At 42.8% G+C, this 25774-nt stretch carries 34 protein-coding genes (1 of these 34 only partly in view); 23 read left to right on the top strand and 11 right to left on the bottom strand.

What is annotated here, in order from left to right:
• Positions 1 to 3: 3 nt before the first annotated feature.
• Positions 4 to 3291, top strand: coding sequence for an efflux RND transporter permease subunit (locus tag QL229_RS15290; protein WP_281547137.1), 3288 nt, complete (start codon positions 4 to 6; stop codon positions 3289 to 3291).
• Positions 3281 to 4342, top strand: coding sequence for an efflux RND transporter periplasmic adaptor subunit (locus tag QL229_RS15285; RefSeq protein ID WP_281547136.1), 1062 nt, complete (start codon positions 3281 to 3283; stop codon positions 4340 to 4342). Before QL229_RS15290 ends, QL229_RS15285 begins: the two co-directional genes overlap by 11 nt.
• On the opposite strand, the gene QL229_RS15280 is transcribed toward QL229_RS15285, so the two are convergent.
• The 3 genes from QL229_RS15280 to QL229_RS15270 are packed head-to-tail and all read right to left on the bottom strand — an operon-like array spanning position 4335 to position 6267.
• A complete protein-coding gene (locus tag QL229_RS15280) occupies positions 4335 to 5012 on the bottom strand; it encodes a nitroreductase family protein (protein ID WP_281547135.1) in 678 nt (225 codons plus the stop codon). The genes QL229_RS15285 and QL229_RS15280 overlap by 8 nt on opposite strands.
• 29 nt (positions 5013 to 5041) lie before the next feature.
• A complete protein-coding gene (locus QL229_RS15275) occupies positions 5042 to 5416 on the bottom strand; it encodes a DUF5329 domain-containing protein (protein ID WP_135922863.1) in 375 nt (124 codons plus the stop codon).
• A complete protein-coding gene (locus tag QL229_RS15270) occupies positions 5413 to 6267 on the bottom strand; it encodes an endonuclease/exonuclease/phosphatase family protein (RefSeq protein ID WP_138558494.1) in 855 nt (284 codons plus the stop codon). The genes QL229_RS15275 and QL229_RS15270 overlap by 4 nt, the downstream gene beginning before the upstream one ends.
• A gap of 175 nt (positions 6268 to 6442) precedes the next feature.
• Between QL229_RS15270 and QL229_RS15265 the strand changes: the two genes are divergently transcribed.
• Positions 6443 to 6757: a Bor family protein gene (locus QL229_RS15265; RefSeq protein WP_281547134.1), complete on the top strand. Its 315-nt coding sequence runs from the start codon at positions 6443 to 6445 to the stop codon at positions 6755 to 6757.
• Positions 6754 to 7077, top strand: a complete 324-nt coding sequence (locus tag QL229_RS15260; RefSeq protein WP_135922860.1) for a hypothetical protein — start codon at positions 6754 to 6756, stop codon at positions 7075 to 7077. Before QL229_RS15265 ends, QL229_RS15260 begins: the two co-directional genes overlap by 4 nt.
• Here the strand turns inward: QL229_RS15260 and QL229_RS15255 are convergent, their stop codons facing one another.
• The 4 genes from QL229_RS15255 to QL229_RS15240 are packed head-to-tail and all read right to left on the bottom strand — an operon-like array spanning position 7078 to position 10941.
• The gene (locus QL229_RS15255) at positions 7078 to 8316 is read right to left on the bottom strand and encodes an ABC transporter permease (protein ID WP_063530017.1); all 1239 of its coding nucleotides are present in this window, start codon (positions 8314 to 8316) and stop codon (positions 7078 to 7080) included.
• Entirely contained in the window at positions 8309 to 9016 is a 708-nt protein-coding gene (locus QL229_RS15250) for an ABC transporter ATP-binding protein (RefSeq protein WP_138558495.1), read from the bottom strand. Before QL229_RS15250 ends, QL229_RS15255 begins: the two co-directional genes overlap by 8 nt.
• On the bottom strand, positions 9016 to 10182 hold the full coding sequence (locus QL229_RS15245; protein WP_135922858.1) for an efflux RND transporter periplasmic adaptor subunit: 1167 nt from the start codon (positions 10180 to 10182) through the stop codon (positions 9016 to 9018). The genes QL229_RS15250 and QL229_RS15245 overlap by 1 nt, the downstream gene beginning before the upstream one ends.
• Positions 10183 to 10230: 48 nt before the next feature.
• Entirely contained in the window at positions 10231 to 10941 is a 711-nt protein-coding gene (locus QL229_RS15240) for a YIP1 family protein (protein WP_135922857.1), read from the bottom strand.
• Between the two features lie 167 nt (positions 10942 to 11108).
• Here QL229_RS15240 and QL229_RS15235 point away from each other — a divergent pair, with 167 nt between their 5' ends.
• Positions 11109 to 12005: an aldo/keto reductase gene (locus tag QL229_RS15235; protein ID WP_138558497.1), complete on the top strand. Its 897-nt coding sequence runs from the start codon at positions 11109 to 11111 to the stop codon at positions 12003 to 12005.
• A gap of 65 nt (positions 12006 to 12070) precedes the next feature.
• Here QL229_RS15235 and QL229_RS15230 read toward each other — a convergent pair whose 3' ends face one another.
• The 4 genes from QL229_RS15230 to QL229_RS15215 all read right to left on the bottom strand — a co-directional run bounded on the left by QL229_RS15230 (position 12071) and on the right by QL229_RS15215 (position 14980).
• Complete coding sequence (locus tag QL229_RS15230) at positions 12071 to 12748, bottom strand: TorF family putative porin (protein WP_135922855.1); 678 nt, start codon at positions 12746 to 12748, stop codon at positions 12071 to 12073.
• Positions 12749 to 13034: 286 nt separating this feature from the next.
• Entirely contained in the window at positions 13035 to 14201 is a 1167-nt protein-coding gene (locus QL229_RS15225; protein ID WP_281547133.1) for a hypothetical protein, read from the bottom strand.
• A gap of 150 nt (positions 14202 to 14351) precedes the next feature.
• Positions 14352 to 14552: a helix-turn-helix transcriptional regulator gene (locus QL229_RS15220; protein ID WP_135922853.1), complete on the bottom strand. Its 201-nt coding sequence runs from the start codon at positions 14550 to 14552 to the stop codon at positions 14352 to 14354.
• 8 nt (positions 14553 to 14560) lie between these two features.
• A complete protein-coding gene (locus tag QL229_RS15215; protein WP_138558499.1) occupies positions 14561 to 14980 on the bottom strand; it encodes a hypothetical protein in 420 nt (139 codons plus the stop codon).
• Positions 14981 to 15209: 229 nt separating this feature from the next.
• Here QL229_RS15215 and QL229_RS15210 point away from each other — a divergent pair, with 229 nt between their 5' ends.
• The 18 genes from QL229_RS15210 to rplQ all read left to right on the top strand — a co-directional run.
• A complete protein-coding gene (locus tag QL229_RS15210; RefSeq protein WP_281547132.1) occupies positions 15210 to 17153 on the top strand; it encodes an AsmA family protein in 1944 nt (647 codons plus the stop codon).
• A gap of 275 nt (positions 17154 to 17428) precedes the next feature.
• Entirely contained in the window at positions 17429 to 17797 is a 369-nt protein-coding gene (gene rplN, locus QL229_RS15205; protein ID WP_010378257.1) for a 50S ribosomal protein L14, read from the top strand.
• Between the two features lie 10 nt (positions 17798 to 17807).
• On the top strand, positions 17808 to 18122 hold the full coding sequence (gene rplX, locus QL229_RS15200) for a 50S ribosomal protein L24 (protein WP_054554391.1): 315 nt from the start codon (positions 17808 to 17810) through the stop codon (positions 18120 to 18122).
• A 16-nt stretch (positions 18123 to 18138) separates the two neighbouring features.
• On the top strand, positions 18139 to 18678 hold the full coding sequence (gene rplE, locus QL229_RS15195; protein ID WP_058586187.1) for a 50S ribosomal protein L5: 540 nt from the start codon (positions 18139 to 18141) through the stop codon (positions 18676 to 18678).
• A gap of 10 nt (positions 18679 to 18688) precedes the next feature.
• On the top strand, positions 18689 to 18994 hold the full coding sequence (rpsN, locus tag QL229_RS15190; RefSeq protein ID WP_135922850.1) for a 30S ribosomal protein S14: 306 nt from the start codon (positions 18689 to 18691) through the stop codon (positions 18992 to 18994).
• A gap of 21 nt (positions 18995 to 19015) precedes the next feature.
• Positions 19016 to 19408, top strand: coding sequence for a 30S ribosomal protein S8 (gene rpsH, locus QL229_RS15185; RefSeq protein WP_063702326.1), 393 nt, complete (start codon positions 19016 to 19018; stop codon positions 19406 to 19408).
• Positions 19409 to 19421: 13 nt separating this feature from the next.
• Complete coding sequence (gene rplF / locus QL229_RS15180; RefSeq protein WP_054554387.1) at positions 19422 to 19955, top strand: 50S ribosomal protein L6; 534 nt, start codon at positions 19422 to 19424, stop codon at positions 19953 to 19955.
• 9 nt (positions 19956 to 19964) lie between these two features.
• Positions 19965 to 20315, top strand: coding sequence for a 50S ribosomal protein L18 (rplR, locus tag QL229_RS15175; protein WP_036974021.1), 351 nt, complete (start codon positions 19965 to 19967; stop codon positions 20313 to 20315).
• A 9-nt stretch (positions 20316 to 20324) separates the two neighbouring features.
• Positions 20325 to 20831, top strand: a complete 507-nt coding sequence (gene rpsE / locus QL229_RS15170; protein WP_036974018.1) for a 30S ribosomal protein S5 — start codon at positions 20325 to 20327, stop codon at positions 20829 to 20831.
• A gap of 3 nt (positions 20832 to 20834) precedes the next feature.
• Positions 20835 to 21017 (top strand): 50S ribosomal protein L30, encoded by a 183-nt coding sequence (rpmD, locus tag QL229_RS15165; RefSeq protein WP_016710201.1) that lies wholly within the window; start codon positions 20835 to 20837, stop codon positions 21015 to 21017.
• A gap of 4 nt (positions 21018 to 21021) precedes the next feature.
• The gene (gene rplO, locus QL229_RS15160; protein ID WP_135922849.1) at positions 21022 to 21456 is read left to right on the top strand and encodes a 50S ribosomal protein L15; all 435 of its coding nucleotides are present in this window, start codon (positions 21022 to 21024) and stop codon (positions 21454 to 21456) included.
• A gap of 10 nt (positions 21457 to 21466) precedes the next feature.
• On the top strand, positions 21467 to 22795 hold the full coding sequence (secY, locus tag QL229_RS15155; RefSeq protein ID WP_036974013.1) for a preprotein translocase subunit SecY: 1329 nt from the start codon (positions 21467 to 21469) through the stop codon (positions 22793 to 22795).
• Between the two features lie 22 nt (positions 22796 to 22817).
• Positions 22818 to 22931, top strand: coding sequence for a 50S ribosomal protein L36 (rpmJ, locus tag QL229_RS15150; RefSeq protein ID WP_002959476.1), 114 nt, complete (start codon positions 22818 to 22820; stop codon positions 22929 to 22931).
• A 128-nt stretch (positions 22932 to 23059) separates the two neighbouring features.
• Positions 23060 to 23416: a 30S ribosomal protein S13 gene (gene rpsM, locus QL229_RS15145; protein ID WP_036974011.1), complete on the top strand. Its 357-nt coding sequence runs from the start codon at positions 23060 to 23062 to the stop codon at positions 23414 to 23416.
• Positions 23417 to 23429: 13 nt separating this feature from the next.
• Complete coding sequence (rpsK, locus tag QL229_RS15140) at positions 23430 to 23816, top strand: 30S ribosomal protein S11 (RefSeq protein ID WP_036974009.1); 387 nt, start codon at positions 23430 to 23432, stop codon at positions 23814 to 23816.
• Positions 23817 to 23837: 21 nt separating this feature from the next.
• A complete protein-coding gene (gene rpsD, locus QL229_RS15135; RefSeq protein ID WP_135922848.1) occupies positions 23838 to 24458 on the top strand; it encodes a 30S ribosomal protein S4 in 621 nt (206 codons plus the stop codon).
• A gap of 24 nt (positions 24459 to 24482) precedes the next feature.
• Positions 24483 to 25469 carry a DNA-directed RNA polymerase subunit alpha gene (gene rpoA / locus QL229_RS15130; protein ID WP_004589198.1) on the top strand — a complete coding sequence of 329 codons (987 nt, stop codon included), beginning with the start codon at positions 24483 to 24485 and terminating at the stop codon, positions 25467 to 25469.
• A gap of 39 nt (positions 25470 to 25508) precedes the next feature.
• A protein-coding gene (gene rplQ, locus QL229_RS15125) for a 50S ribosomal protein L17 (protein ID WP_004589197.1) crosses the window boundary here: on the top strand, positions 25509 to 25774 show its 5' portion. The gene runs 136 nt beyond the window's last position; 266 of the gene's 402 nt are visible here — the first part of the coding sequence; its start codon is at positions 25509 to 25511; its stop codon lies beyond the right edge, outside the window.

The following is a 25774-nucleotide window of genomic DNA, read 5'->3' as shown; positions in this document are numbered from 1 at the left end:
GCAATGAATGCTATCGATAATGCAGTAAAAAACAGCTTGAGCGGCCGCCTCCCTGTCATTATTTTTATTATGTCGGTGCTGCTTGGTCTAATGGCATTAAAGCAAACACCCCGTGAAGAAGAACCGCAAATTGTGGTTCCAATGCTTGATATTTATGTGGCAGCACCAAACGTCGAAGCGCCAGAAGTAGCTAGGCTGGTAACTGAACCATTAGAGAAGTTATTAGCGCAATTGACGGGCGTTGAGCATATTTACTCGAGTACACAAAGTAATGCTGCTGTTGTTACTCTTCGCTTTGAAGTTGGTCACGACCGTGAGCAAGCCATTCTCGACACTTACGCTAAACTCTATAGTTATCAACACACGATGGCGTCAGTGATAAGTTCATGGCAAATACGTCCGGTTGAAGTGAACGATGTACCCATTGTAATGCTGGGCTTATTCAGTAAAGATCCAAAACTTTACGATGATTATCAACTAACCCGCTTTGCCAACGAAATTGCTAACAGTTTACAGCGCATCGAAAATACCAGCGAAGTGAAAGTGATTGCAGGTAGAACTCGTCAATTAACGATTAACCTTGATGCAAGTGCTCTTGCTGCACACCAAACAACATTAACCGATGTGTATTATGCGCTTAGCGTATCTAATCAATTGGTGAATGTGGGCAGCGTTGTTGAGGGTAAGCAGCAAATTGCCTTACAAGTGGGTGATGTTTTACGCTCTCAATCTGCCATTGAACGGCTTGTTGTCAATGTGGTTAATGGTAAGAGTGTTTACCTAAGTGATGTTGCCCAGGTGAGTGATGGGCCAAGCGAAGCACAAAGTTATCAATGGTTGGCTAAATCAGATAATCAGCAACAACTTCCTTTAGTCACTATTAGTGTCGCTAAACAAGCAGGCACCAATGCGGTAGCTGTAGCCAATGAAGTGCACAGCATGATGGATAGTTTATCGGCTAATCTACTACCAGATGAAGTGGGCTACACCGTACTGCGTGACTATGGCCAAACCGCGAACGAAAAAGTAAATAACCTTACCTCGAGCTTAGTGTTTGCGGTATTTACCGTGGTTATTTTTGTTGGCGTATTTTTAGGTTGGCGACCAGCAATTGTGGTTGGTTTAGCAGTACCTATTTGCTACGGCATTACCCTGACACTTGATTTTGCCTTTGGCTATACAATTAACCGAGTCACACTGTTTGCACTAATACTTTCTTTAGGTTTATTGGTTGATGATCCCATTACTGGGATAGACAACATAAGTCGCTTTTTAACGAAAAAAGGCGATAAAAAACAAAGCATAGTTGATGCCATGAGCGAAATTCGTGTGGCGCTGTTTATGTCAACATTGACCATTATGGTGGCGTTTATTCCACTTGCTTTTATCACCGGCATGATGGGGCCGTACATGGCTCCGATGGCATTCAATGTACCGGTCAGTGTGATGGTTTCAACCATAGTGGCATTTTTTGTCACACCATGGTTGGCCATGAAATTACTGAAAGCGCCAGTTGATGACAGCATGCAACTAGAAGCCAATCCGCATAGCTTATACGAGCGCATATTATCACCATTACTTGAGTCTAAAGGCCGTGCCAAACTCGTTCTATGGACCACATTAGCTTTGTTTGTCGCAAGTGCCATGTTACCCGTAATGCGTGCAGTACCTTTAAAGCTATTACCGTTTGATAATAAAAACGAGTTACAAGTTTTAATCGATATGCCAGAAGGCACGAACCTTGAACAAACCGCCGCTTTTACTCGAAAAGTACAAACCATCACTTGGCAATTAAATGAAGTAAGCGAGGCGGCAGCCTACGTTGGTCAGCCATCAAGCATGGACTTTAATGGTATGGTGCGTGGTTATTATCGACGTGAAGCAGCGAACCTTGCTGAACTCAGAGTATTACTGCTCGATAAAACTGAGCGTGATCATCAATCTCATGGCGTGGTCATGCGCTTGCGTGCCGCATTAGCGCCACTGGCAACCGATGGCATTGTAATTAAAGTAGTTGAAGTGCCACCGGGTCCGCCTGTTTTAAGTACCTTAGTGGCTGAAGTTTACAGTGAGCCATTTGTTGATACAGAGACTCACTATCAAGCAGCTCTTGCTGTTGCAGCAAGGTTAAAACAAGAGCCGCATGTGGTTGAGGTTGATACCAGTATTGCTGCCAATGCACCCTTACAGCGTTTTGTTACCGATAAAAGTAAAGCGTCATTGTCGGCGGTCTCTACGCAAGATATTGCCCAGACCTTAGCCATTGCCTCGCATGGGCAAAATGTTGGAGTGTTATATGTTAGCGGCGAAACAGATCCTGTTGATATTAAACTGCAACTGCCTTATCAAGATCGTAATCAATTTGCTCAATTGCTGGCATTACAAGTCCGTGGTGATAGGGAGCTTGCAAAAACCAGTGATGAATTTGGGTTGCAAAGTGCGCCGCGTCCGCTGGTGGCGTTATCTGAATTAGGTGAATTTCAGCATCAAGATGTTGCCAAGCCAATTATGCGTAAAGATCAGCGTAATGTTGTATATGTTATGGCTGAGCTAAATGGTCGTACTCCTGCTGAAATTATTGCTGACGTCAATGCCGACTTAGCCATTAGTGCTGACGAATTTAGCCAAACTGATTGGCAAAGTAGGCACTTTTTCAATAATGGTGGTAGCCAAGCTTGGCAATTACCTGCTGGCACTGACGTGACCTTTAGTGGTGAAGGTGAATGGCGAATTACCATTGATGTATTTAGAGATATGGGGATTGCCTTTGCGTTTGCGCTCACTGCCATTTTCATCATCTTACGCATTCAAACAAACTCAGCGAGTTTATCACTTATCATCATGTCGGCTATTCCATTAACCGTAATAGGGATCATGCCGGGCTTTTGGCTATTAAATCAATTTGGAGAGCGCAGCATTGCTGGTGCTCCTGAGCCGGTGTTATTCACAGCAACAGCCATGATAGGCATGATTGCACTTGCCGGTATTGTGGTTCGTAACTCACTTATTTTAGTTGAGTTTATTAATCAAGCTCGCGGTCAAGGTATGGCAATTAAGCAAGCTTTGATTGCCGCAGGTACGGTGCGTATGCGCCCTGTGTTACTGACAGCGGGAACCACCTTATTAGGTAACTTGGTTATCACCCTAGACCCGGTATTTAGCGGTCTAGCGATCGCAATTATTTTTGGTATTGTGGCATCAACATTGTTCTCATTATTTGTTGTGCCGCTGGTTTATTATTTAGTGTTTGCAAAGGATGCAGCCAAAGAGGAACAAGCTCATGCAGGGTAAATCAAAACTTATTGGTTCAATTGTCGCGTTATCAGTGATTATTGTGGCGGTACTTTACATGGCGGGCAGTTTTTCTGATAAGCAAGCTGCAGGCATGAAAAACCCATCAGCAAATGATTACACTGGTCAGTTAGTGACAGTGACACTGGCAGATATTGCGCGTGATGAAGTTGTACCGGGCACTGTGATTGCCAAACAAAATACGCAAATCTCATCACGGGTTATGGCACAAGTTGAGCGTTTAAATGTACGCGCTGGCGATACTGTAAAACAAGGTGACGTGCTAATTACCTTGCAGCAAGATGACTTTAAAGCAGGACTTGCTCAAAGCGAAGCACAAATAAATGCTATTAATGCATCGCTAACTCAAGCAGAGAAACAACTAAAGCGTATTAACGATTTATACAAGCAAGGTTTGGTATCTGTTAGCGAATACGACGATGCAAAAGCAAGGTTCGATAATTTAACTGCGAACCTAGCGATTGCTAAACAGCAGCAAACACAAGCGCAAGTTGCACTGAGTTTTACGCAAATTAAAGCGCCGATTTCAGGTGTTGTGGTTGAGCGTTTTGCAGAGCCCGGCGATACCGCAACTCCTGGCACGCCATTACTCGCACTGTATAACCCACAACAATTGCAATTAGCATTTAATGTCAGAGAACAACAAGCAATTAAGCTGAATGTTGGCCAAACTCTAACGGTCAAATTACCTGCTTTATCAATATCAATGCCTGCCACGGTGACAGAAATCGTGCCGGTTGCTGATAGTGCTGCGCGTAGTATGGAAATCCGTTTAGAAACAGATGCGCAAACTGGGTTAATGCCTGGGCTTTATGCACAATTACAATTACCGCTCGCCACTGAAAAAGGGGTGTTGATTGACTCAAGCTTGGTGCATCAATATGGCCAATTGAGCATGGTCTATTTACTTGAAAATAATCAGATAGTGCGCCGCTACGTACGCCTTGGCGAAATGGTCGATGGACAGCAGCACATCGTTTCAGGTTTAAACCCGGGGGATGTGCTGGCTGTTGATTTTAAAACTAAATAAAGGTCGCTATTTCGTCCAGCGACTTTTTCACTAAGGCATGCTCAGGGATGGTTGCATCTGTGCTTGGGTAGCCTGCAATAAGCAGCATGTAAGGGCGCTCATTATCTTTATCGCGGCCACAAATTTCGGTTAAAAAGCTCATTGGCTTTGGTGTATGCGTGAGGGTAGCAAGGCCAGCTCTGTGTAGTGCTTGAATTAAAAAGCCGGTTGCTAGGCCAACAGATTCATGAACATAGTAATTGGTATTTTTGTCATCGGCAGAAATACCGCCTTTCTTTTGACTAAACACGGCAATGAGCCAAGGTGCATGCTCAAGGTAGGGCTTACTGGCATCGGTGCCAAGTGGTTTTAAGGCATCTAACCATTCTTCACCTGCGCGACCTTCATAAAATGAACGCTCTAGTTTTTCGGCTGCTTCTCTAATTTGTTTTTTCACATTGCTACTGTGTATTGCTACAAAGTGCCAAGGTTGATGATTGGCACCACTTGGTGCAGTGCCTGCCGCTTTAATACAGGTTTCGATTATTTCTTTTGGCACTGGGCGGTCGCTAAAACTGCGAATACTGTGGCGACGCTGACTCACGGCTAAAAACTCTTCGGCGCGTTTAAGCATCTCGTCATGAGGGTACTCAATAAAGTCATTGAGTGGCTGATTTTTGTGTTCTTGCATGGCTTTTCGCTTCTTGTGTGTTGATGATTTTAATTATGAATATGTTGGTTTCGGCGGTACTCTTTTAATTCATTGCTTAACCAATCTTTTGCATTGAGTAAAGACCCATTGCTGAGTCTTACTTTATAAGGCTTACCGCTCCATGAGCTTTTGCTCGCCAGATTTTCGATAAACTTTTCGGCAGTTTTTGCATAGCGGGTTGCTTTTCGATATTTCATTGCAAGGTGTTCGGCAGCATCTTCACTTGAGTGCTCTGTGCCGTTGCGAATAAATATGGCATCACTCTTAGCAACAAAATCAATAAGGTGGTTTATCTCTTGTTCTGGGGTCGCTGCATAACTGAATTGGCTAATGCTCAATAACATTAACGCGATTAACCAATATTCTTTTATACATAATCTCATAGCGTTTGATGCTCTATCGTCAGGGTTGCAATAATTGGGTTATGATCAGAGCTTGCAAGCTCAGGAACAACGGTTGTTTCTATTTTGACACCGCGAACCCATACTTGGTCAAGCGCTAATCCAAATGCTTTGGTACGTTTATCATCTAAATAGATAGCTTCGTGTAAACCTAGTTGGGTTAATGTTTGCTGTAATAAAGCTTGGCGTTCATCACTCCAGGTATTGAGATCTCCTGCAAACACGATAGGTCCCTTGTGCATGCGCATGATACTAGCTGCATCGTCGAGCTGTTGTTTAAAGTCACTAACGCCAAAAGTAAAGTTGATGCCATGCAGGTTAATGCTCAGCAATAACTGTTGATCTGGCAGCGCATATTCAACGATATTAGTGGCTTTTGGGCTACGTAGCCAAGGCTCAACATGGGTGAGGGTGCAATGCACCGCGGCAGGCCAACGGCTGAGCGTCATAACCCCTGATTGCACGCCGCCGCTCTTATAGCCTTTAGCAAAGCGCCAGTAAGGTTTGAGCTTTGTAAGCGCAGGCTCTTCGATAGCTTCTTGCAGTAACACTATATCTGCATTGTCATTTAGCTTTTGCAAATCTGTGAGTAAGCCATCTATTTGTGCTTTGTAAATATTCCAACTCAATAATTTGAACTGATAAGGCAGGATATAATGTTCAGCGTAAGTTTGCATGCGACTTTGTGCTAACTGCTGTTGGCAATTAGCAAGGTCCACAGCGGTTTTGGTTATACCTTGCTGCTCATCTGAGCTAGGACCGCTTGAAAAGCTATACCAAGACAGTGCACCCAAGCACACAAGTAATAAAAATATACGCAGATATGACGCCATAATGACCTTTATTTACTTTTCTTAAGAATTAGTCTTAGTTAGCCCCAGTTTAGTTCAAAGACTAAATGTTAGAAACTGTAGTATTTTCTACAATTTCTATACGCTTTCTTACCCAAAACAAGTACTCATGTTCTTATACTTACTGAGCTTAACAACTCAGACAAAGGAACTACTCATGAAACAAATGGCCTGTATGCTGCTTGCCTTATCGGTGACAGCGTGTTCATCAGTCACCATAGTGCCAGAAAAAACAACTAATAAATTAGCCACTAAAGCTGATTACCAAGATAGTCGCCCATTCTTTTTGTGGGGCTTCGTTGGTGAAGAGCGTGTTGATGTTAAGGCTATTTGCCAAGATAAAAAAGTTGCCCAAATGCAATCGCAACAAACATTCGCTGATGGTGCATTAGGACTCGTTACACTCGGAATTTATGCTCCTCACACAGTAAAAGTCTGGTGTGAGCAACAAGCACAGGAGCAACAACTATGAAAAGCCTACTAGTAACAGCTGTGTTAGTGGCAACCTTAAGTGGTTGCACAAATATCTACTTTGATAATGGCAGTGCTGCTCAAGCTAATAAAGCACCTGCGACAGAGCAATGGCATCATAACTTTGCCGCTGCGCTTTACGAAGGTTCAAAGCCTGTCGACTTATCTGAAGAGTGCCCAGACTCTGAGTGGCAAACCGTTCACACTTATAAGTCGTTCACCAATGGTTTAGCTGAAGTTGCAGTAAACCAAGTTGGGCCAATTTGGTACCCGAAAACAGTCGAAATAAGCTGTGCTCAAGTACCTTATAAGCCAGACTAGTTATTCATAACGTAGTGCATCAATTGGGTTTAAGCGTGCCGCTTTAATAGCGGGCGCTAAGCCAAACACAATACCAATCAATGAAGTAAAGCCAAATGACAGCATAATCGCCCAACCCGGTATGTAGGCATCTGGCATGCTCGGCACTAACACTGAAATTAGTGCCGCAGCACCATACCCTATCGCTAAACCAATTAAACCACCAAAAAGTGATAGCACCACTGCTTCAACTAAAAATTGCAGCATAATAAAGCCAGGTGTTGCCCCTAATGCTTTCAAGGTGCCGATCACACGCGTACGTTCTGTTACCGAAACCAGCATGATATTCATCACACCAATACCACCAACTACGAGGCTAATACCTACGATCCCCGCGGTAATTGCGGTTGCACTTCCGGTAAACTTATCAATATTAGCACGAGCTTTTTCGGCGGTTTCAAACTCAAAGTCGTCATCTTCGCCGTCTTTTAGTTTATGTAATTGACGTAAGATGCGGCGAATTTTAGCCAGTACTTGCGCTTCGTTAGCATCGTCTTTTAAACGAAACATCATTTGCACATTGGTATCAACACTGCCGCCTTCTAGCGCACTCATGGTACTTATCGGTATATTAATGTAATCGTCTTGGTCAAAACCTAATAAGCTACCTTGTTTTTCAGCAACGCCAATAATGCGAAACCACTCACCACCGAGTTTGATATATTCACCTACAGGGTTTTCAGGCAGGTTGAGCTTTTCGATAATTGAAGGGCCAATAAACGCCACTCGACGGCGTTTTTCATCATCTTCTGCGCGAATAAATCGGCCGAGTTCTGGGTAGGTGCGGTAAGCTTTTTGGTAGTCTTGCTCGGTGCCCATTACCCGTGAAGCATGACTTTTATTGCCATACTCTGCTGCACCAGAAAAGCGCCAAGTAAACATCAGCGCAGTAAAGGTCTCGGCTTCTTTAACGCGTGCTTTTAGGGTTAAAAAGTCGCTGTAGGTTAGCTTTGCTTGTTGGCCTACCATTTCTTTTTCTACGCTAGTGTAAGGCTTTATATTTGTCACATCGGGAGACATATCAGCAAGCTGATCATTAATTTGCTTGGTAAACCCTTGCATTACTGCCACTACGGTCACAACCGCTGCAACACCAATAATTATGCCTAAGCAGGTAAGGGCGCTGCGCATTGCATTGGCTTTTATTGCCATCAATGCCGCTTTAGTGCCTTCCATAACAGCGATAGCAGATTTAAACATGTTGTTTTTCTCCTTCGCCTTTACGGGTATCACTAACAACCTTGCCATCAACCAAACGAATAACCCGTTGGCAGTGATCAGCAATATCTTGTTCGTGAGTAACCAAAATAATGGTGTGCCCTTCGTTATGAAGCTCATCAAACAGCGCCATGATCTCAGTGGTGGTTTTACTATCTAGGTTACCGGTAGGCTCATCACCAAGTAGAATGTGGGGCTTAGTAACCAATGCGCGAGCAATAGCGACACGTTGACGTTGGCCACCAGATAGCTGGCTCGAAAGGTGGTTTACCTTATCGCCAAGGCCAACCCGTTGTAATGATTCGAGCGCTTGTTGCTTTCGCTCTTTGGCAGCAATAAATCGATACACTAAGGGCTGCATGACATTTTCAAGGGCGGATGCTCGTGGTAATAAATTGAAACTTTGAAAAATAAAGCCAACACTTTCATTACGTTGATGAGCAAGCTCCGTTTCGGTCATGCGCTTTACTAGCTTATCTTTTAAATAGTAGTCACCACTGGTGGGAGTATCTAAACAGCCAAGCAAGTTCATCAGGGTTGATTTACCAGAGCCCGAAGGACCAATGATGGCAACATACTCATTTTGAGCAATTTCAATATTAATATCATCAAGGGCTTTGAAAACTTGTTCGCCCATTTTGTATTGTTTATTGATATTACAGAGTTTGATCACCGCAGACATTAGCTAGCACCTTTTTCAGGGCTGTTTTTAACGGCTACCGTATCACCCTCTTTTAGTGAGCTAAGTGGTCTAGCGGGGCCGATAACAATACGGTCACCCTTTGCAACTCCACTGGTTAGTGCTTGTTCGATATCTGACGAAATACCTACCGTTACCGCTGTTTTAGTTACGGTGTTATCTGCGTTAAGCTTCCAAACAAAGTAGCTATCATCCTCTTTTTGAATGGCTTCGATGGGGAGTTTTAAGCCATTTTCGGCAATGCTGGTAGCGATTTCTGCGCGGCAACTCATTCCGGCATATAGCTGGCGGTCAGTGGCATCAAGCAGTACTTTAACTTTAAATGATAAGCCTTGTGAACCTGCTTGATTTTTTGCTGATGTGCCAATGTTTATGACTTTGCCAGTAAAAGGTTGATTAGGGTAAGCGGCGGCATAGATGTCTGCATGTTGGTCTAGTTTGATACCGGCGATATCGGTTTCATCGACCCGAAGTTCGGCTAAAATTGCGCTGGGGTCTGCTACTAGCATCAGATCAGAGCCAATTATGTTGGTTGTTCCTGCAATAACGGTTTCACCTTCTTTAATATTTACCGAAGCAAGTAGGCCACTCATCGGAGCACGAAACACGCTTTTATTCAAACGGTCTTCAGCAATCAATAAAGATGCTTGGGCTTGGTTGTAAGCTTCGCGTTTTGCTTCAATATCTATTTTTGCTAAATCGCGGGCATTTTGTAGGTTTTCATACACTTCTTGGCCAGCAAGGCCAACTTCATAAAGCTCTTTTTGGCGGCTTAATTGACGCTCGATATTTTTCAAGCGGGTTTCGCTATGCTTAATGTCGATTTCGGTTGCGCGAAGCACAGCTTTGTTGCGGGCAACTTCAGATTCAAACGCTGTGGTATCTAGGCGCATAAGAATATCGCCCTCAGTGACACTTTCGCCTTCTTCTACAAACACTTTCGCAACACGGCCGGTCACTTCTGAGCGCAGTTGCACTTGGGTATTAAAGACTAGGTTACCAGAGGCTAAAATTGAATCGGCAATATTACCTTGCTCAACTTCTGCAATATGCATTTCTGGTGCATCTTTATTGCCTGTGACTTGCTTTGATACTAGTAAAGCGACAAATGCCGTAACAGCGAGGCCAATAATAATGGCTTTTTTCATGTTACTTCCTTGGTAGTTAAGAGCGGCATATTGCCGCTCAAAGCAGAGTTAAACGAGAGCGATTACAGTCCAAATACCGTAAATAACAATACTTGGTAGAGCTGCAAACAGTAGCGCTTTATTGAAAGTGAAATTAGTCCAGCACTTTAAACCGATAGCTGCGATGAAAATGCCCCAAATAGAAAAGATATTGAGACTTTCAAGTAAGGTGTACAGTGGGTGGCCAATTTCTAAACCAATTAAAAGTTGGTTAATTGAAGCATAATTAAATAATGATTGTGATATTTGGTCAGTGCTTGCAGTTAACACTAAGATAAGTAAACCAAGGCTTGAAATAATCATTGGCATCATGGTCCAAATGCCAAAGCCATACCACGCGCCATAGCCGTAGTTAGCTTCTGGGTCTTGCTTCGATACAAATAGGTAGTAACCTGCCATCAGAGCATTGATAACAGCTAAACCAATAATGCCACCAAACATTGCAAACCAAACTTGCATATCTATGGTTTGCTCCATGCTTTGGCGAATCATTTTTTGTTCTGCAATAGTGGCATCAACACTGGCTACAGCGACTTGTTGATCGATTAAATATTGCGGGTCAGCTTTATTGTAAAAAGCAAACATGCTGGCTGCGAGAATGCCGGCAAGTAAAATAAAGGCAACAAAAGACCAGCCTTTTGCTTCTTTTAAACCATTAAAGGCTTTACTTGGACTGATAAAAATATCAACCAAAGCGGTCATAACATTTGATGATTTCATTTTTTATTCCTTGTTTTATAACATTTGTTTTTAGGTACTAAAATATCCTGTTTAGTAACAAATTAGCAATTTGTTTTGTAACTGTATGTTAACAGATGTGATTAGTAAATCTGTGATAAGGTTAAGCGGTTAATTTGAGTCGAGTTTATTAGGAAAAGTAGGTCGTTATGGCGAATTGTAATGTACGTTGTATTGATGAGTTGGTATTGGGGTTTTGGCGTTTGTTAGATTGGCAGATAACGCCACAGCAATGCTTAAGCTTTTTAGAAAATGCAATCGATATGGGGGTTTCACATACCGATCATGCTGACATTTACGGTGAATACGGTTGTGAAGCTGAATTTGGCAAAGCACTTAAACTAAAACCAAGCATTCGTGATGAAATCAAAATAATCACCAAGTGTGGTATCAAGCCTGCCTTTGCAAGCCTAGGGTTGCAAGGCAAAGCAAATCATTATGACTCAAGTGCCGCGCATATTATTGCCTCAGCACAGCAGTCACTTAAAAACTTCAATACTGATCGTTTAGATGTATTACTTATTCATCGTCCTGATTACTTGATGAATGCCGATGAAATGGCAGAAGCATTTAATACCCTAAAAGCAAATGGTGATGTGATTGATTTTGGTGTGTCTAACTTTACGCCATCGCAACTTAGCTTGTTGCAGTCGCGTTTAGACTTTGAGCTTGTGACTAATCAAATTGAGTTTTCACCTTACGAAATGAAAGCGCTTGACGATGGTAGCTTAGACCAATGCCAATTGCTTGATATCAAACCTATGCTTTGGTCACCATTAGCAGGGGGTCGTTTATTCTCAAGTGATGATGAAAAAGCGGTACGTTTACGTGCAGTGTTAGAGCAGGTTGGTGCTGAAATTGGTGCTACTGCCATTGATCAGGTTGTTTATGCTTGGCTGTTAATGCACCCGAGTGCACCGTCTGTGGTACTCGGTACGGGTAATATTGAGCGTGTTAAATCAGCTGTTGAAGCTAAGCAGCTTACTATGAATCGTGAACAATGGTATCGCATTTGGCAAGGCTCAACCGGTCATAGTGTGCCTTAAAACGTAAAGTCCAAAACGAGAAAAGGGCCTTACGGCCCTTCGTGTTGCAGCAAGTAACACATTCTTTATAAAGTGAAGTCAACCGCGTAAGCGACGTACACTTTTACATCTGAACCATCTATATCGTTGTCGGCAAGACCAAATGTAAAGCCATCTTTAGATACTGAAACACCGTAGTCGATGATGTCATCATCACCGATGAAATCACCAGAGTAATGGCCAACATGAAGAGCCATTTCTGCGCCAGTACTTCCTACTGGGAAGCTGTAGTCAGCATTTAAATAAAGTGAATCACCAAAATCTGTACCGTCACCGCTTGCTGCTGATGTTGCTAATATTGCTGCACCAAAGGTGAAGCTGCCCATGCTGATGCTACCGTAGATTTCTGAAAAATCAGCATCAGCAGATGATGCTGCATCTGGATACGCATAATATATATAACCAACGTCATAGCTAACGGTTTCATTAATGTCACCGCCAAAACCAGCATAAAGATCTAACTCGTAAGTCATGTCTTCAGCCCAGCTTGCATTCGATACCCAAGTACCTGCATAAAAGCCTGATTCATTAGCGTAATCGATGCCGCCTTGGATAGCTGCATCGCCGCCTGTTTGTTCTTGGCCACGCCACAAGTAGTTAGAAGTCGCTGCTGCATTAGCTGTTACTTCAGCATAAGTATATGTAGAGCTTAACGTTAATAGCGCAATTGCGCTTGCTGCGAACGTTTTTTTTAGTTTTAGCATGTTTCTGTATCCTGTTGTTATGTTGATTTTGCCCTAGTTCAGGTTGCAGCCTGATTATTGTTTGCGGACATAATTATGTGTTGTCTGGATACGATGTAGCACTGGTTGTGCCAAGTTACTTTTGGAAGGGATATTTTATGCTTAACTACTTTAAAAACAGCCTATTAAGCTTACTATTTTTTAAAAATTAGTTTTCTTTGAATTATTCATGCGCACTTGCGTGGTGCAAAAAATAACCTGGTTGCACAATTGCGAAGCAACCAGGTTTTTCTTGTTTGAGAGTGACTTAGCCAAAAATTGCACGCATTAGACTAATTGTTTCTTCGACGCTGCGGCCTTTTTCAACTTCACTGATGATTGAATCGCGCTTAGCTTTGATATGTTCAGGGATATCATCGCTTGCTAGTGCGCGGTCTACCAGTATCTCAGCTGATTCTTTGCCACGGCGTACGGTCTTTTTACCTGCTGAGCTCGTGGTACTCTTAGGTTTGTTTAACAACTTAATATAGTTTGAGTTATCAGCGGTACTTTTATCTGCATAATAAAAGAAGCTCGGTAATAGGGCTTTGATTTCAACCAGAGAGTGTTCAAGCTCATTTGCTGCGTTGGCCATTTTGAACCAAGGCATACTATGAATGGCTTCGACAACATCTTGCCAGTAGCGCTCAAAATCGCGGTTATTAAGCTTAGTAATGCCTAATGCCGCACAAAGAGCATCGAGCTTACTATTTACGATTGGTGTAAACACGTCAGGTCGGCGCATCGCAAGTAAGCGAGTAGCAGGAGCAAGCGTTGGTTTTTCATCGCTGCCATTAAATGCCATGAAGTAAGCAACCATAAAATGCTGATAATGTTCTTGCGTTACTTCACCCTCCAGTGGAATGTGTGCAAGCGCTTCATCAAATGCGCCAGGTAAATCACTCAACATTTGGTGGAAACCTTTTGCGTTCTTGGTAGAAGCAAACCATTCAACGTCGAAGTTATAGCTGCTTGGATCAAGCGAGGCACTGTGTTTACCAGAAAAAGCTAAACGGTCTTCTGGGATCATCTCTTTCAGTGATTGCGATTTAATTGCAGCAATGTAATTAGCTAAGCGTAGTTGCTCATCAAGTGCTATTAGCTCTTGATGCTGTTCGATGAAGCCTGCGATAACCGGCCATGGCGCAACCCTTAAGGTTTTTAACTGCAAAAAGCTGATTGCAGAAATTAATAAGTCATGAAGTTTTTTTAGCGTAGGAAGTTGCTTATCTTCTAATAGATCGTAATTAATGCGATCGCGGCTTGCACTTAATAGCTCATAGCACCAACCTAAAAAGTCTTCAGGATGATTTTCTACTTTAACTGCCATTAGGTTTAAGCTGATATCAGAGGCTTGCTTGAGGATGTTTTGATAAATTTGACTTTCTTGCTCGCCAAGCGCCATTTTTGACGGTGAAATAAGCAGTTTCTTCATGCTTAATCGATACTCCAGTTTTGACCAAATTGGGTTGTTTAATTTTAGTACACAGGGTGCAAAAACAACAGGGTCGTGCATCATACCGAAGTAATGAAATGATGCAATCTTACTGATAATTTATAAGTAAGATTGCCACTGATTTTTAGATTAATCGTTGTCATCGAGTGTAAATAATTGCTCAACGGCCACTTCAAAGTGAGCAGCAATTTTTAACGCAATAATCACTGAGGGTATAAAGCGGCCTGTTTCAACTGTGCTAATAGTTTTACGTGATACTGCAATGGCATCAGCAAGTTCTTGCTGCGATAACCCCTTATCTTTACGGAATTTAGCGATATTATTTTGCACTTTTACACCTAGTCTCTACTTTGCCAAATAATTGATACACCATATATTAAACACATCAAGGCAAGGTAAAATGTGGCCATCATGCTATGAGATACATTTAAAGCAAGTTCATCAGACAATAAAAAAATCGCCCCCATGCTAAAAAGTAATCCAAGCACAACATGTTTATAAGCGATGGTATCAATCGTATTTAAAAATTCATCCTTATACGTAAGGCGATAGCCAAGTTTCCATGTAAATCCACCTCGAATCACAAACATAAAGAATGAACCAATAAATGCGGCACCACCAATAAACAGTAAAGGAACTGATGTTTGCTTGAGCATTGGGTAAACACTAATAATTAATAACGTGACTCCCATGAATATTGAAAACCATGCGTTATGACTCATAAACTTTTCTTCCGTTTTGATATCTTGCTTAGACATAATCGTTTCCTTTTATTTTCAACTCAAATGTAACCTACAGGTATCAATGTAACCCTAGGGTATCATGTGGTCAAGTTTTTTTGTAACCTGTAGGTATCAAAAAATTTCAGCGCTTATTCATATTCTTGTACCTAAGCTTGTTTACAAAGCTTTTTATGTGTTGGGCAATGCATTTGCGCCTAACTCCCGCTATGATATGAACATTGTTTGCCCATTTTTAAGGATGATTATGAAAACCTTATTGAAAATCGTTGGTGTCATTTTCGTATTACTAATTGTATTGGTAGTCGCAGCACCATTCCTCATACCTACAGACGCGATATTTAATAAAGTATCGGAGCAAGTAGAACAAACCACAGGTCGTAGTCTGACAATTAATGGCGATAAAAAGCTGTCGGTATTTCCATCATTAAAGCTCGAACTGAATGATGTACACTTTGCCAATATGCAAACTGGCTCGCAAAAAGATATGGCAAGCATGCAGCAACTTGCTATCCGTATCCCGTGGATGTCGCTATTTGGCGGTGAGTTTAAGCTAGATAAGTTTGTTATTAACGAACCAACGATTTTATTAGAAACCGATAAAAATGGTAAAGCAAACTGGCAGTTATTTGATGCCGTTGCTGAGCAACCACAAACAGAGCAGCAAAAAAGTTCTGGCGCTGTTAACTTACCAGATAACTTTGATATCGAACTTGGTGAAGTAGCAATCTATGGCGGCACTTTCACTTACCTAGATGGTAAAACCGGGGCCAAACAACAGATAAGTGATTTAGAATTAGCCATCTTATTACCTTCTCTTCGTAAGACCTTAGAATTAAAAGGCGGTATTACCTATATGGGTGAGCGCTTTAACTTAGATGTCACGCTAGATACACCAGTAAAAGCGATTGAAGGCGAAACCTTTAATGTCAGCACAGAGCTTGATTCTCGCCTAGTCGATTTGAACTTTAAAGGTGCAATTGCAGAAATGGGCAATGACGTGCAAGGGCTTCTTTCTGTTAGCGGTGATTCAGTTAAAAACATTGCAAGCTGGCAAGGTGTTGAGCTTAATGCAAAAGAAAATGCGTTTAATGCCTTTAATATAAAAGGTTCAATGCACCTAAAAGGGCAGCAGTTTAAACTCACTGAGCTACTTGCCACGTTAGATGAGCTACAAATTAAAGGTAAAAGCGATATTAAGCTTGGTGACCGTTTAGCTGTGAATGCCGATATTGATTTAGGCATGCTTGATTTAAACCCTTACTTACCTGAGGGCGTAGCTAAAGAAGAACAAGCAAAGCCTGCAGCAGATGCGCCTGCACAGCCAATTGTTTGGGATGATACTGCAATTGATATGAGCGGCTTAAACGCACTAGATGCAAATGTAGTCGTGCGTTCAAGTGGCTTAAAAGCAAATGATATTACCCTTGGTGAAAACCAGTTAACGGTAAACCTGAAAAATGCACTAGCTAAAATCAGCCTAGATAAGTTTGTTGCTTACGAGGGTAATGGTAAAGGTGTAATCACGGTCAATGCCAAGCAAATACCGTATAAAATTAGCACCAACTTCGCTTTAGATAAAATCGATGCACAGCCATTACTGACTGATGCGGCTGGTTTCGATAAGTTAATGGGTAAAGGCTCTCTAAACTGGGATCTAACGACTACAGGCCAAAGTCAAAAGAGCTTCATCAATGCCTTGAATGGTAAGTTAGCCTTTGAGTTTGCTGATGGCGCAGTGAAAGGTGCCAACATTGCAGAAATGGTTCGTAAAGCCAAAGAGCTCATTAAAGGTAACTTAAGTGCGGTATCAGAAGGTTTAGATACTGGCTTTGATAACTCACAGCAAACAGATTTCTCGGCATTGCAGGGTAGCTTTGTATTCACTAACGGTGTTGGTGAAAATAAAGACTTGTCACTACTTAGCCCGCTTATTCGTATTACTGGCTCAGGTAAGGTTGATTTACCAATGACGACAGTTGATTACCGTTTAGTAACAGGTATTGTTGATTCAATCGAAGGGCAAGGCACGACCGATGACAGTACAGGGTTTAAAATTCCACTGCGTATCAAAGGTCCATTCCATGATGTTGGCTATAAGCTCGATGTAAGTGATGCGGCTAAAGAAGAAGTGAAAGAAAAAGCCAAAGATAAAATTAAAGACAAATTAAAAGGTCTATTTGGTAATTAATAAAAATTTAATTAAAGTCAAAAACAGGGCGCATTTGCGCCCTGTTTGTTTTATAATCAATAACAAACCAGCAAGCTGCTGTAATTCCTCAATGCAGGCATTGCGATTAATTCCAAATTAATTAAAAAATAACCTACCACTTCCTTGCCATTGCTGCTACAATTGCCCGCCCTTAAGAGACAACTTGCTTGTTTTTTGAGTGGAATTTAACCGAAATGTCTTGATTTTAAACAAAATTAAGGCGTGTTGTAATTTCTACACCGGAGGTCATTAACATGATCCAAATGCAAACTCAGCTGGACGTTGCTGATAACAGCGGCGCTCGCAAAGTGCAGTGTATTAAAGTCCTTGGCGGTTCGCACCGTCGCTATGCAGCGGTTGGCGATATCATCAAAGTTTCTGTAAAAGAAGCAATTCCTCGCGGTAAAGTGAAGAAAGGTGATGTTAAAAACGCGGTAGTTGTGCGTACTAAAAAAGGCGTTCGTCGTCCGGACGGTTCTTTGATCCGTTTCGATAGCAATGCGGCTGTTATCTTAAACGATAACTTACAGCCAATTGGTACTCGTATCTTCGGCCCTGTGACTCGTGAACTTCGTACTGAAAAGTTCATGAAAATCGTTTCACTAGCACCAGAAGTACTATAAGGAGTCTATCATGGCAGCAAAAATCCGTCGTGATGACGAAGTAATCGTACTAGCAGGCAAAGACAAAGGTAAGCGCGGTAAAGTGCTTTCAGTTGTTGCTGAATCTGGTCGAGTATTTGTCGAAGGCATCAACTTAATCAAGAAGCACCAAAAGCCTGTTCCTCAGTTGAACCAAGCTGGCGGTATTGTTGAGAAAGAAGCGTCTATCGACGTATCAAACGTTGCGATCTACAACTCGGAAACGGGTAAAGCAGATCGTGTAGGTTTCAAGATTGAAGATGGTAAGAAATTACGTATCTTTAAATCTACTGGTAAAACTATCTAATAGTTGGAGTAGAATGATGGCGAAACTGCATGAAGTATATAAAGACAAAGTAGTTGCTGAGCTTCAAGAGAAGTTTGGTTTCAGCTCTGTCATGCAAGTCCCTCAGATCGAAAAGATCACATTAAATATGGGTGTGGGCGAAGCTCTAGCTGACAAGAAGATCCTAGATAACGCTGTTGCGGATCTAGAAGCAATCTCTGGTCAGAAACCTCTAATCACTAAAGCACGCAAATCAGTTGCAGGCTTCAAAGTGCGTGAAGGTTACCCAATTGGTTGTAAAGTAACCCTACGTGGCGAGCGTATGTGGGACTTTTTTGAGCGTTTGGTTTCAATCGCTATCCCACGTATTCGTGACTTCCGTGGTGTAAGTGCTAAGTCTTTTGATGGACGTGGTAACTACAGCATGGGCGTACGTGAGCAAATCATCTTCCCAGAAATCGATTATGATAAAGTAGACCGTGTACGTGGTCTTGATATCACTATCACTACTTCTGCGAAAACAGATGATGAAGGCCGTGCGTTGTTAGAAGCGTTTAACTTCCCATTCAAGAAATAAGGGTAGGGTTATGGCAAAGAATTCTATGAAAGCGCGCGAAGCAAAGCGCACTAAATTAGTTGCTCAGTATGCTGAAAAGCGTGCGGCACTAAAAGCTATCATCAGTGATGTTAATACATCTGACGATGATCGTTGGGACGCGGTATTAAAGCTACAAGCTTTACCACGTGATTCTAGCCCTTCACGTCAACGTAATCGTTGTAACGTTACGGGCCGCCCACATGGTTACCTTCGCAAATTCGGCATGAGCCGTATTAAAGTTCGCGAAGCAGCTATGCGCGGTGAAATTCCTGGCCTTAAAAAGGCTAGCTGGTAATAGTATCACGGGAGTAAGACTATGAGCTTGCAAGATCCTATTGCGGATTTGTTTACACGTATCCGTAACGGTCAGTCAGCGAAGAAAGTATCAGTAACGATGCCAACTTCAAAACTGAAAGTAGCAGTAGCTAAAGTATTAAAAGATGAAGGTTATATCGCAGATTACGCTGTAAGCGGTGAAGCGAAGCCTGAGCTTTCTATCGAATTAAAATATTTCGAAGGCAAAGCTGTTATTGAAAATATCCAGCGTGTTAGCCGCCCTGGTCTACGTATCTATAAGAAACGTGACGAATTACCAAAGGTAATGGGTGGTCTTGGTATCGCTATCGTATCAACTTCTAAAGGCCTAATGACAGACCGCGCAGCACGTAGTGCCGGCGTTGGTGGTGAGATCATTGGCTTTGTAGCTTAATCGGAGGGGAACTATGTCTCGCATAGCAAAGGCACCAATCAATGTTCCTGCCGGTGTAGAAGTTACATTAAAAGGCCAGGACATCACAGTTAAAGGCAAAAACGGTGAATTAACTCGTACTATCAACGACGCTGTTGAAGTTCAAGTTAACGACAACGTTATTACAACTTTACCTCGTGAAGGCGTAGCTAATGCATGGGCACAAGCAGGTACTGCTCGCGCTCTAATCAACAACATGGTTGTTGGTACGCATGAAGGTTACGAGAAGAAACTTCAGTTAGTAGGTGTTGGTTACCGTGCAGCAGCTAAGGGCAAAGTATTAGACTTAACTCTTGGTTTCTCACACCCAGTTAATTTCGAAGTACCAGAAGGTATTACGATTGAAACACCAAGCCAAACAGAAGTTCTAGTTAAGGGCGTAGACAAGCAGTTAGTTGGTCAAACAGCTGCTAACATCCGTGCATACCGTAAACCTGAGCCTTATAAAGGTAAAGGTGTTCGTTACGCGGACGAGAATGTACGCCGTAAAGAGGCTAAGAAGAAGTAAGGTAAGACGATGGATAAAAAAACAGCTCGTCTACGTCGTGCTAAACGCACTCGTAGAAATTATATTGAACAAGGCACAACGCGTCTTGTTATCCACCGCACGCCACGTCACATTTACGCTCAAGTAGTTACTGCTGAGGGTACTGTACTGGCTGCTGCTTCTACTGTTGAAAAAGCAATTAGCGAAACAGTTAAAGGCACAGGTAACGTTGCGGCTGCTCAAGCAGTTGGTAAAGCGGTTGCTGAACGTGCAGCTGACAAAGGCATCGAAAAGATTGCTTTTGATCGCAGTGGCTTTAAATATCACGGCCGTGTGAAGGCGCTTGCTGATGCAGCGCGTGAAGCCGGTCTGCAATTCTAGGAGTAGACAATGGCTAACGTAGAAGCAAAGCAACAACAGCCTGATTTGGCTGAAAAGCTAATCGCGGTAAACCGTGTGTCTAAAGTGGTTAAAGGTGGTCGTATCTTTAGCTTCACTGCACTAACTGTAGTTGGTGACGGCGCAGGTAAAGTAGGTTTTGGTTATGGTAAAGCACGTGAAGTTCCAGCTGCAATTCAAAAAGCAATGGAAAAAGCACGTCGCAACATGATCAGTGTAGACCTTAACGGTAACACGCTACAGCACCCAATCAAGGGTCGCCACGCGGGTTCTAAAGTATACATGCAGCCTGCTTCTGAAGGTACAGGTATCATCGCCGGTGGTGCGATGCGTGCAGTACTAGAAGTAACTGGTGTACAGAACGTATTGTCAAAAGCATACGGTTCAACTAACCCGATCAACATCGTTCGTGCAACGATTGCTGCTCTAGAGAACATGAACTCTCCAGAGTCAATCGCTGCTAAACGTGGTCTTAGCGTTGACGAAATCACGGGGTAAACCATGGCTAATAAAACTGTAAAAGTAACACAAGTAAAGAGCTCTATCGGTCGTTTACCGAAGCATAAAGCTACATTACGTGGTCTTGGTCTACGTCGTATCAATCACACTGTTGAGTTAGAAGACACAGCATGTGTGCGTGGTATGATTAACCAAGTTTCTTACATGGTAAAGGTTGAGGGTTAATTCGATGCGTTTGAATACACTTTCACCTGCTGCTGGTGCAAAAACAGAAAAGAAACGTCTAGGTCGTGGTATTGGTTCTGGTCTTGGTAAGACTGGTGGCCGTGGTCATAAAGGCCAAAAATCACGTTCTGGCGGTAAAGTTCGCGTTGGTTTCGAAGGCGGTCAAATGCCTATGCAACGTCGTCTACCTAAATTTGGTTTCACTTCACGTAAATCATTAGTATCTACTGAAGTTAACCTTTTTGAAATCGCTAAAGTTGATGGCGATGTAGTAGACGTAAACGCGTTACAAGCAGCTGGTCTAGTTAAAAAGAACATCCAGTTCGTTAAAGTAGTTAAATCTGGCGAAGTTTCACGCGCAGTTACCGTTAAAGGTCTTAAAGTGACTAAAGGTGCTCGCGAAGCTATCGAAGCTGCCGGAGGCAAGGTAGAAGACTAAGGAAGTACTAATGGCTAAACCAGGTCAAGATATGAAAAGTGCACAAAGTGGGCTTTCGGAATTGAAGCGTCGATTACTATTTGTATTAGGTGCTATCATTATTTACCGTCTAGGTTCATTCGTGCCGATCCCTGGGATTGACGCCGCTGTACTTGCCGATTTCTTCGAGCAACAAAAGGGCACCATTGTTGAAATGTTTAACATGTTCAGCGGTGGTGCGCTTGAGCGAGCCTCAGTGTTGGCACTGGGTATTATGCCGTATATCTCGGCTTCAATTATTACGCAACTATTAACGCATATGTATCCGCCGTTTATAGAGCTTAAGAAAGAAGGTGAGCAAGGGCGTAAGAAAATCAGCCAGTATACACGCTACGGCACGCTTGTGCTTGCTACTATCCAATCTATCGGTATTGCTACAAGCTTACCGGGCATGATGGACGGGTTAGTTGTTAACCCAGGTATCGGTTTCTACTTCACTGCTGTAGTGAGTTTAGTAACAGGTACTATGTTCCTTATGTGGTTGGGCGAACAAATTACAGAACGTGGTATCGGTAACGGTATTTCGGTTCTGATTTTTGTTGGTATCGTAGCTAACCTGCCGTCTGCTATTGGTTCGACAGCCGAAATGGCGCGCCAAGGTGATCTGAATGTACTTGTACTGTTATTGATTGCTGTAATCGTATTCGCTGTTACTTACCTAGTTGTATTCTTCGAACGTGGACAACGTCGTATTGTTGTAAACTATGCGAAGCGTCAACAAGGTCGTCAGGTATTTGCTGCTCAAAGCACGCACTTACCGTTGAAAGTAAATATGGCGGGTGTTATTCCACCAATCTTTGCTAGCAGTATAATTCTGTTCCCTGGTACAATTGCAAGCTGGTTCGGCCAGGGTGAAGGTCCGGTCGCTGATGTGCTACAAGCAATCGCAACAACGTTGACTCCAGGTCAACCTTTATATGCGATGGTTTTAGCTGCGGCTATTATCTTCTTCTGCTTTTTCTACACCGCGTTGGTATTTAACCCGCGTGAAACAGCAGATAACCTGAAAAAATCTGGCGCATTTATCCCAGGTATTCGTCCAGGTGAGCAGACATCTAAATACATTGATAAAGTGATGACACGCCTGACATTGGCAGGTGCTTTGTATATAACCTTTATCTGTCTGGTGCCCGAATTCATGACTATGGCATGGCAAACGCCATTCTATTTCGGCGGTACATCAATTTTGATTATCGTTGTTGTAATCATGGACTTTATGGCACAAGTACAGACGCATCTGATGTCACATCAGTATGATTCTGTGCTGAAAAAAGCAAACCTTAAAGGCTACGGCCGATAAGGTCATTTTACGGAGTTGAGCAATGAAAGTACGTGCTTCCGTTAAGAAAATATGCCGTAACTGTAAAGTTATTAAACGTGCTGGTGTAGTACGCGTAATTTGCAGTGAGCCTAAGCACAAGCAAAGGCAAGGCTAATTAAACAGTCGTGCAGGCTGAGTTATTTACTCGGCCTGTGTTTTTAGTTGTGATTTGGTCTTCGTTTGAGTATCCTTACGGGCTTTTCAAACAGATGATAACCAAATTCAAATATAGGAGATGTGTTAGTGGCCCGTATCGCTGGCATTAACGTCCCTGATCATAAACATGCAGTTATCGGTTTAACTGCTATTTATGGCATAGGTAAGACTCGCTCTAAGGCTATCTTAGCAGCGACTGGTATCGCCGAGACCACAAAAATCGGTGAACTTTCAGACGAAACACTTGACGTATTGCGTGAAGCAGTTGGCAAGTACACTGTAGAAGGTGACCTTCGTCGTGAAGTTACATTAAATATCAAGCGCCTTATGGACCTTGGTTGTTTCCGTGGCCTACGTCACCGTCGTTCGTTACCACTTCGTGGTCAACGTACTAAGACTAACGCGCGTACTCGTAAGGGTCCTCGCAAGCCTATCAAGAAATAAGGTGGGGTAGATTATGGCTAAAGCACCAATTCGTCGTAAGAAGGTTAAAAAGCAAGTTGCTGATGGTATGGCTCATGTTCATGCTTCTTTCAACAACACTATTGTAACAATTACCGACCGTCAAGGTAATGCACTATCATGGGCTACAGCAGGTGGTTCAGGTTTCCGTGGTTCACGTAAATCTACTCCATTCGCTGCTCAGGTTGCTGCAGAGCGCGCAGGTACTGCTGCTCAAGAATACGGTTTAAAAAATCTAGAAGTTTTCATTAAAGGTCCAGGTCCAGGTCGTGAATCTGCTGTACGTGCTTTGAATGCTGCTGGTTACCGTATCACCAACATCACTGACGTGACGCCAATCCCTCATAATGGTTGTCGTCCACCGAAGAAACGTCGCGTTTAACAATAGGTTAGGAGAAATAACATGGCAAGATATTTGGGCCCTAAGCTCAAGCTGAGTCGTCGTGAAGGTACTGACCTGTTCCTTAAGAGCGGCGTAAGAGCTATCGACTCTAAGTGTAAACTTGAGACTGCACCTGGTCAGCACGGCGCTCGTAAAGGTCGCTTATCTGATTACGGTTTACAGTTACGTGAAAAGCAAAAAGTACGTCGTATCTACGGTGTATTAGAAAAGCAATTCCGTAACTACTACAAAGAAGCTGCTCGCCTTAAAGGTAATACAGGTGAAAACTTGTTACAGCTTTTAGAGCAACGTTTAGACAATGTTGTATATCGCATGGGTTTTGCTAGCACACGTGCTGAAGCACGTCAGTTAGTTAGCCACAAAGCGATCTTAGTTAATGGTCGTGTTGTGAACATTCCTTCATACGTAATCTCACCAGAAGATACTGTTGTGATTCGTGAGAAGTCTAAAACACAAGCACGTATCATCGCTGCTCTAGAGTTGGCTGAGCAACGTGAAAAGCCGACTTGGGTTGAAGTTGACGGTAAGAAAATGGAAGGTAGCTTCAAGCGCCTACCTGAGCGTTCAGATCTGTCTGCGGACATTAACGAACAACTAATCGTCGAACTTTACTCTAAGTAAAGTTAAGAGTTAAGAGAGGATAAAATGCAGGGTTCTGTTACCGAATTCCTAAAACCAAGGTTAGTCGATATCGACGCTATCAACCCAACGCGTTCTAAAGTAGTTTTAGAACCATTAGAGCGTGGCTTCGGTCACACTTTGGGTAATGCCTTACGCCGTATACTGTTATCATCTATGCCTGGATGTGCAGTAACTGAAGTTGAAATCGACGGTGTATTGCATGAGTACAGCGCGAAAGAGGGCGTACAAGAAGACATCATTGAAATTCTGTTAAACCTTAAAGGTCTAGCAGTAACTTTAGAAGGCAAAGATGAAGTTTTTCTGACCCTGACTAAATCTGGTGTAGGCCCTGTGACTGCGGCTGATATTCAGCACGATGGTGATGTAACTATCGCCAACCCAGATCACGTTATCTGTCACCTTACGACAGATAGCAGCGAGATCAGCATGCGTATTCGTGTTGAGCGCGGTCGCGGTTATGTGCCGGCATCTAGTCGTTTATCCTCTGATGACGATGAGCGTCCAATTGGTCGTCTGCTGCTTGATGCATCATTCAGCCCAGTTGAACGTATTGCGTACTCGGTTGAATCAGCCCGTGTTGAGCAACGTACAGACTTAGACAAGTTAATCATTGATATGGAAACAAACGGCACTTTAGATCCTGAAGAAGCGATCCGCCGTGCGTCTACTATCTTAGCTGAGCAATTAGATGCATTCGTAGATTTACGTGATGTAACTGAGCCAGAAGAGAAAGAAGAGAAGCCAGAATTCGATCCTATTCTACTTCGTCCAGTTGATGATCTTGAACTAACAGTACGTTCAGCAAACTGTTTGAAAGCCGAGCAAATTCAATATATCGGTGATTTAGTTCAGCGCACTGAAGTTGAGCTTCTTAAAACGCCTAACTTAGGTAAGAAGTCTCTAACTGAAATTAAAGACGTGCTAGCTTCACGTGGTCTATCTCTAGGTATGCGCCTAGAAAACTGGCCACCTGCAAGCCTAGCTGAATAATCTAAATCACTATATTAGTTTAGTTAGAAGGATAGGGTCATGCGCCATCGTAAGAGTGGTCGTCAATTAAACCGTAACAGCAGCCATCGCAAAGCGATGTTCAGCAACATGGCTGGTTCTTTGGTGAAACATGAAATCATCAAAACAACTTTGCCTAAAGCTAAAGAGTTGCGCCGTGTAATTGAACCTTTAATCACACTGGCTAAGACTGACAGTGTAGCAAACCGCCGTTTAGCGTTTGCTCGCACGCGTGATAATGAAGTAGTTGGTAAATTATTCAGCGAAATCGGTCCACGTAATACAGA

Source organism: Pseudoalteromonas sp. PAR1, assembly GCF_947311895.1.
GTDB lineage: Bacteria > Pseudomonadota > Gammaproteobacteria > Enterobacterales > Alteromonadaceae > Pseudoalteromonas > Pseudoalteromonas lipolytica_C.
Note: the sequence above shows the minus strand (reverse complement) of the source record. Positions and strands in the feature narration are given on the sequence as shown.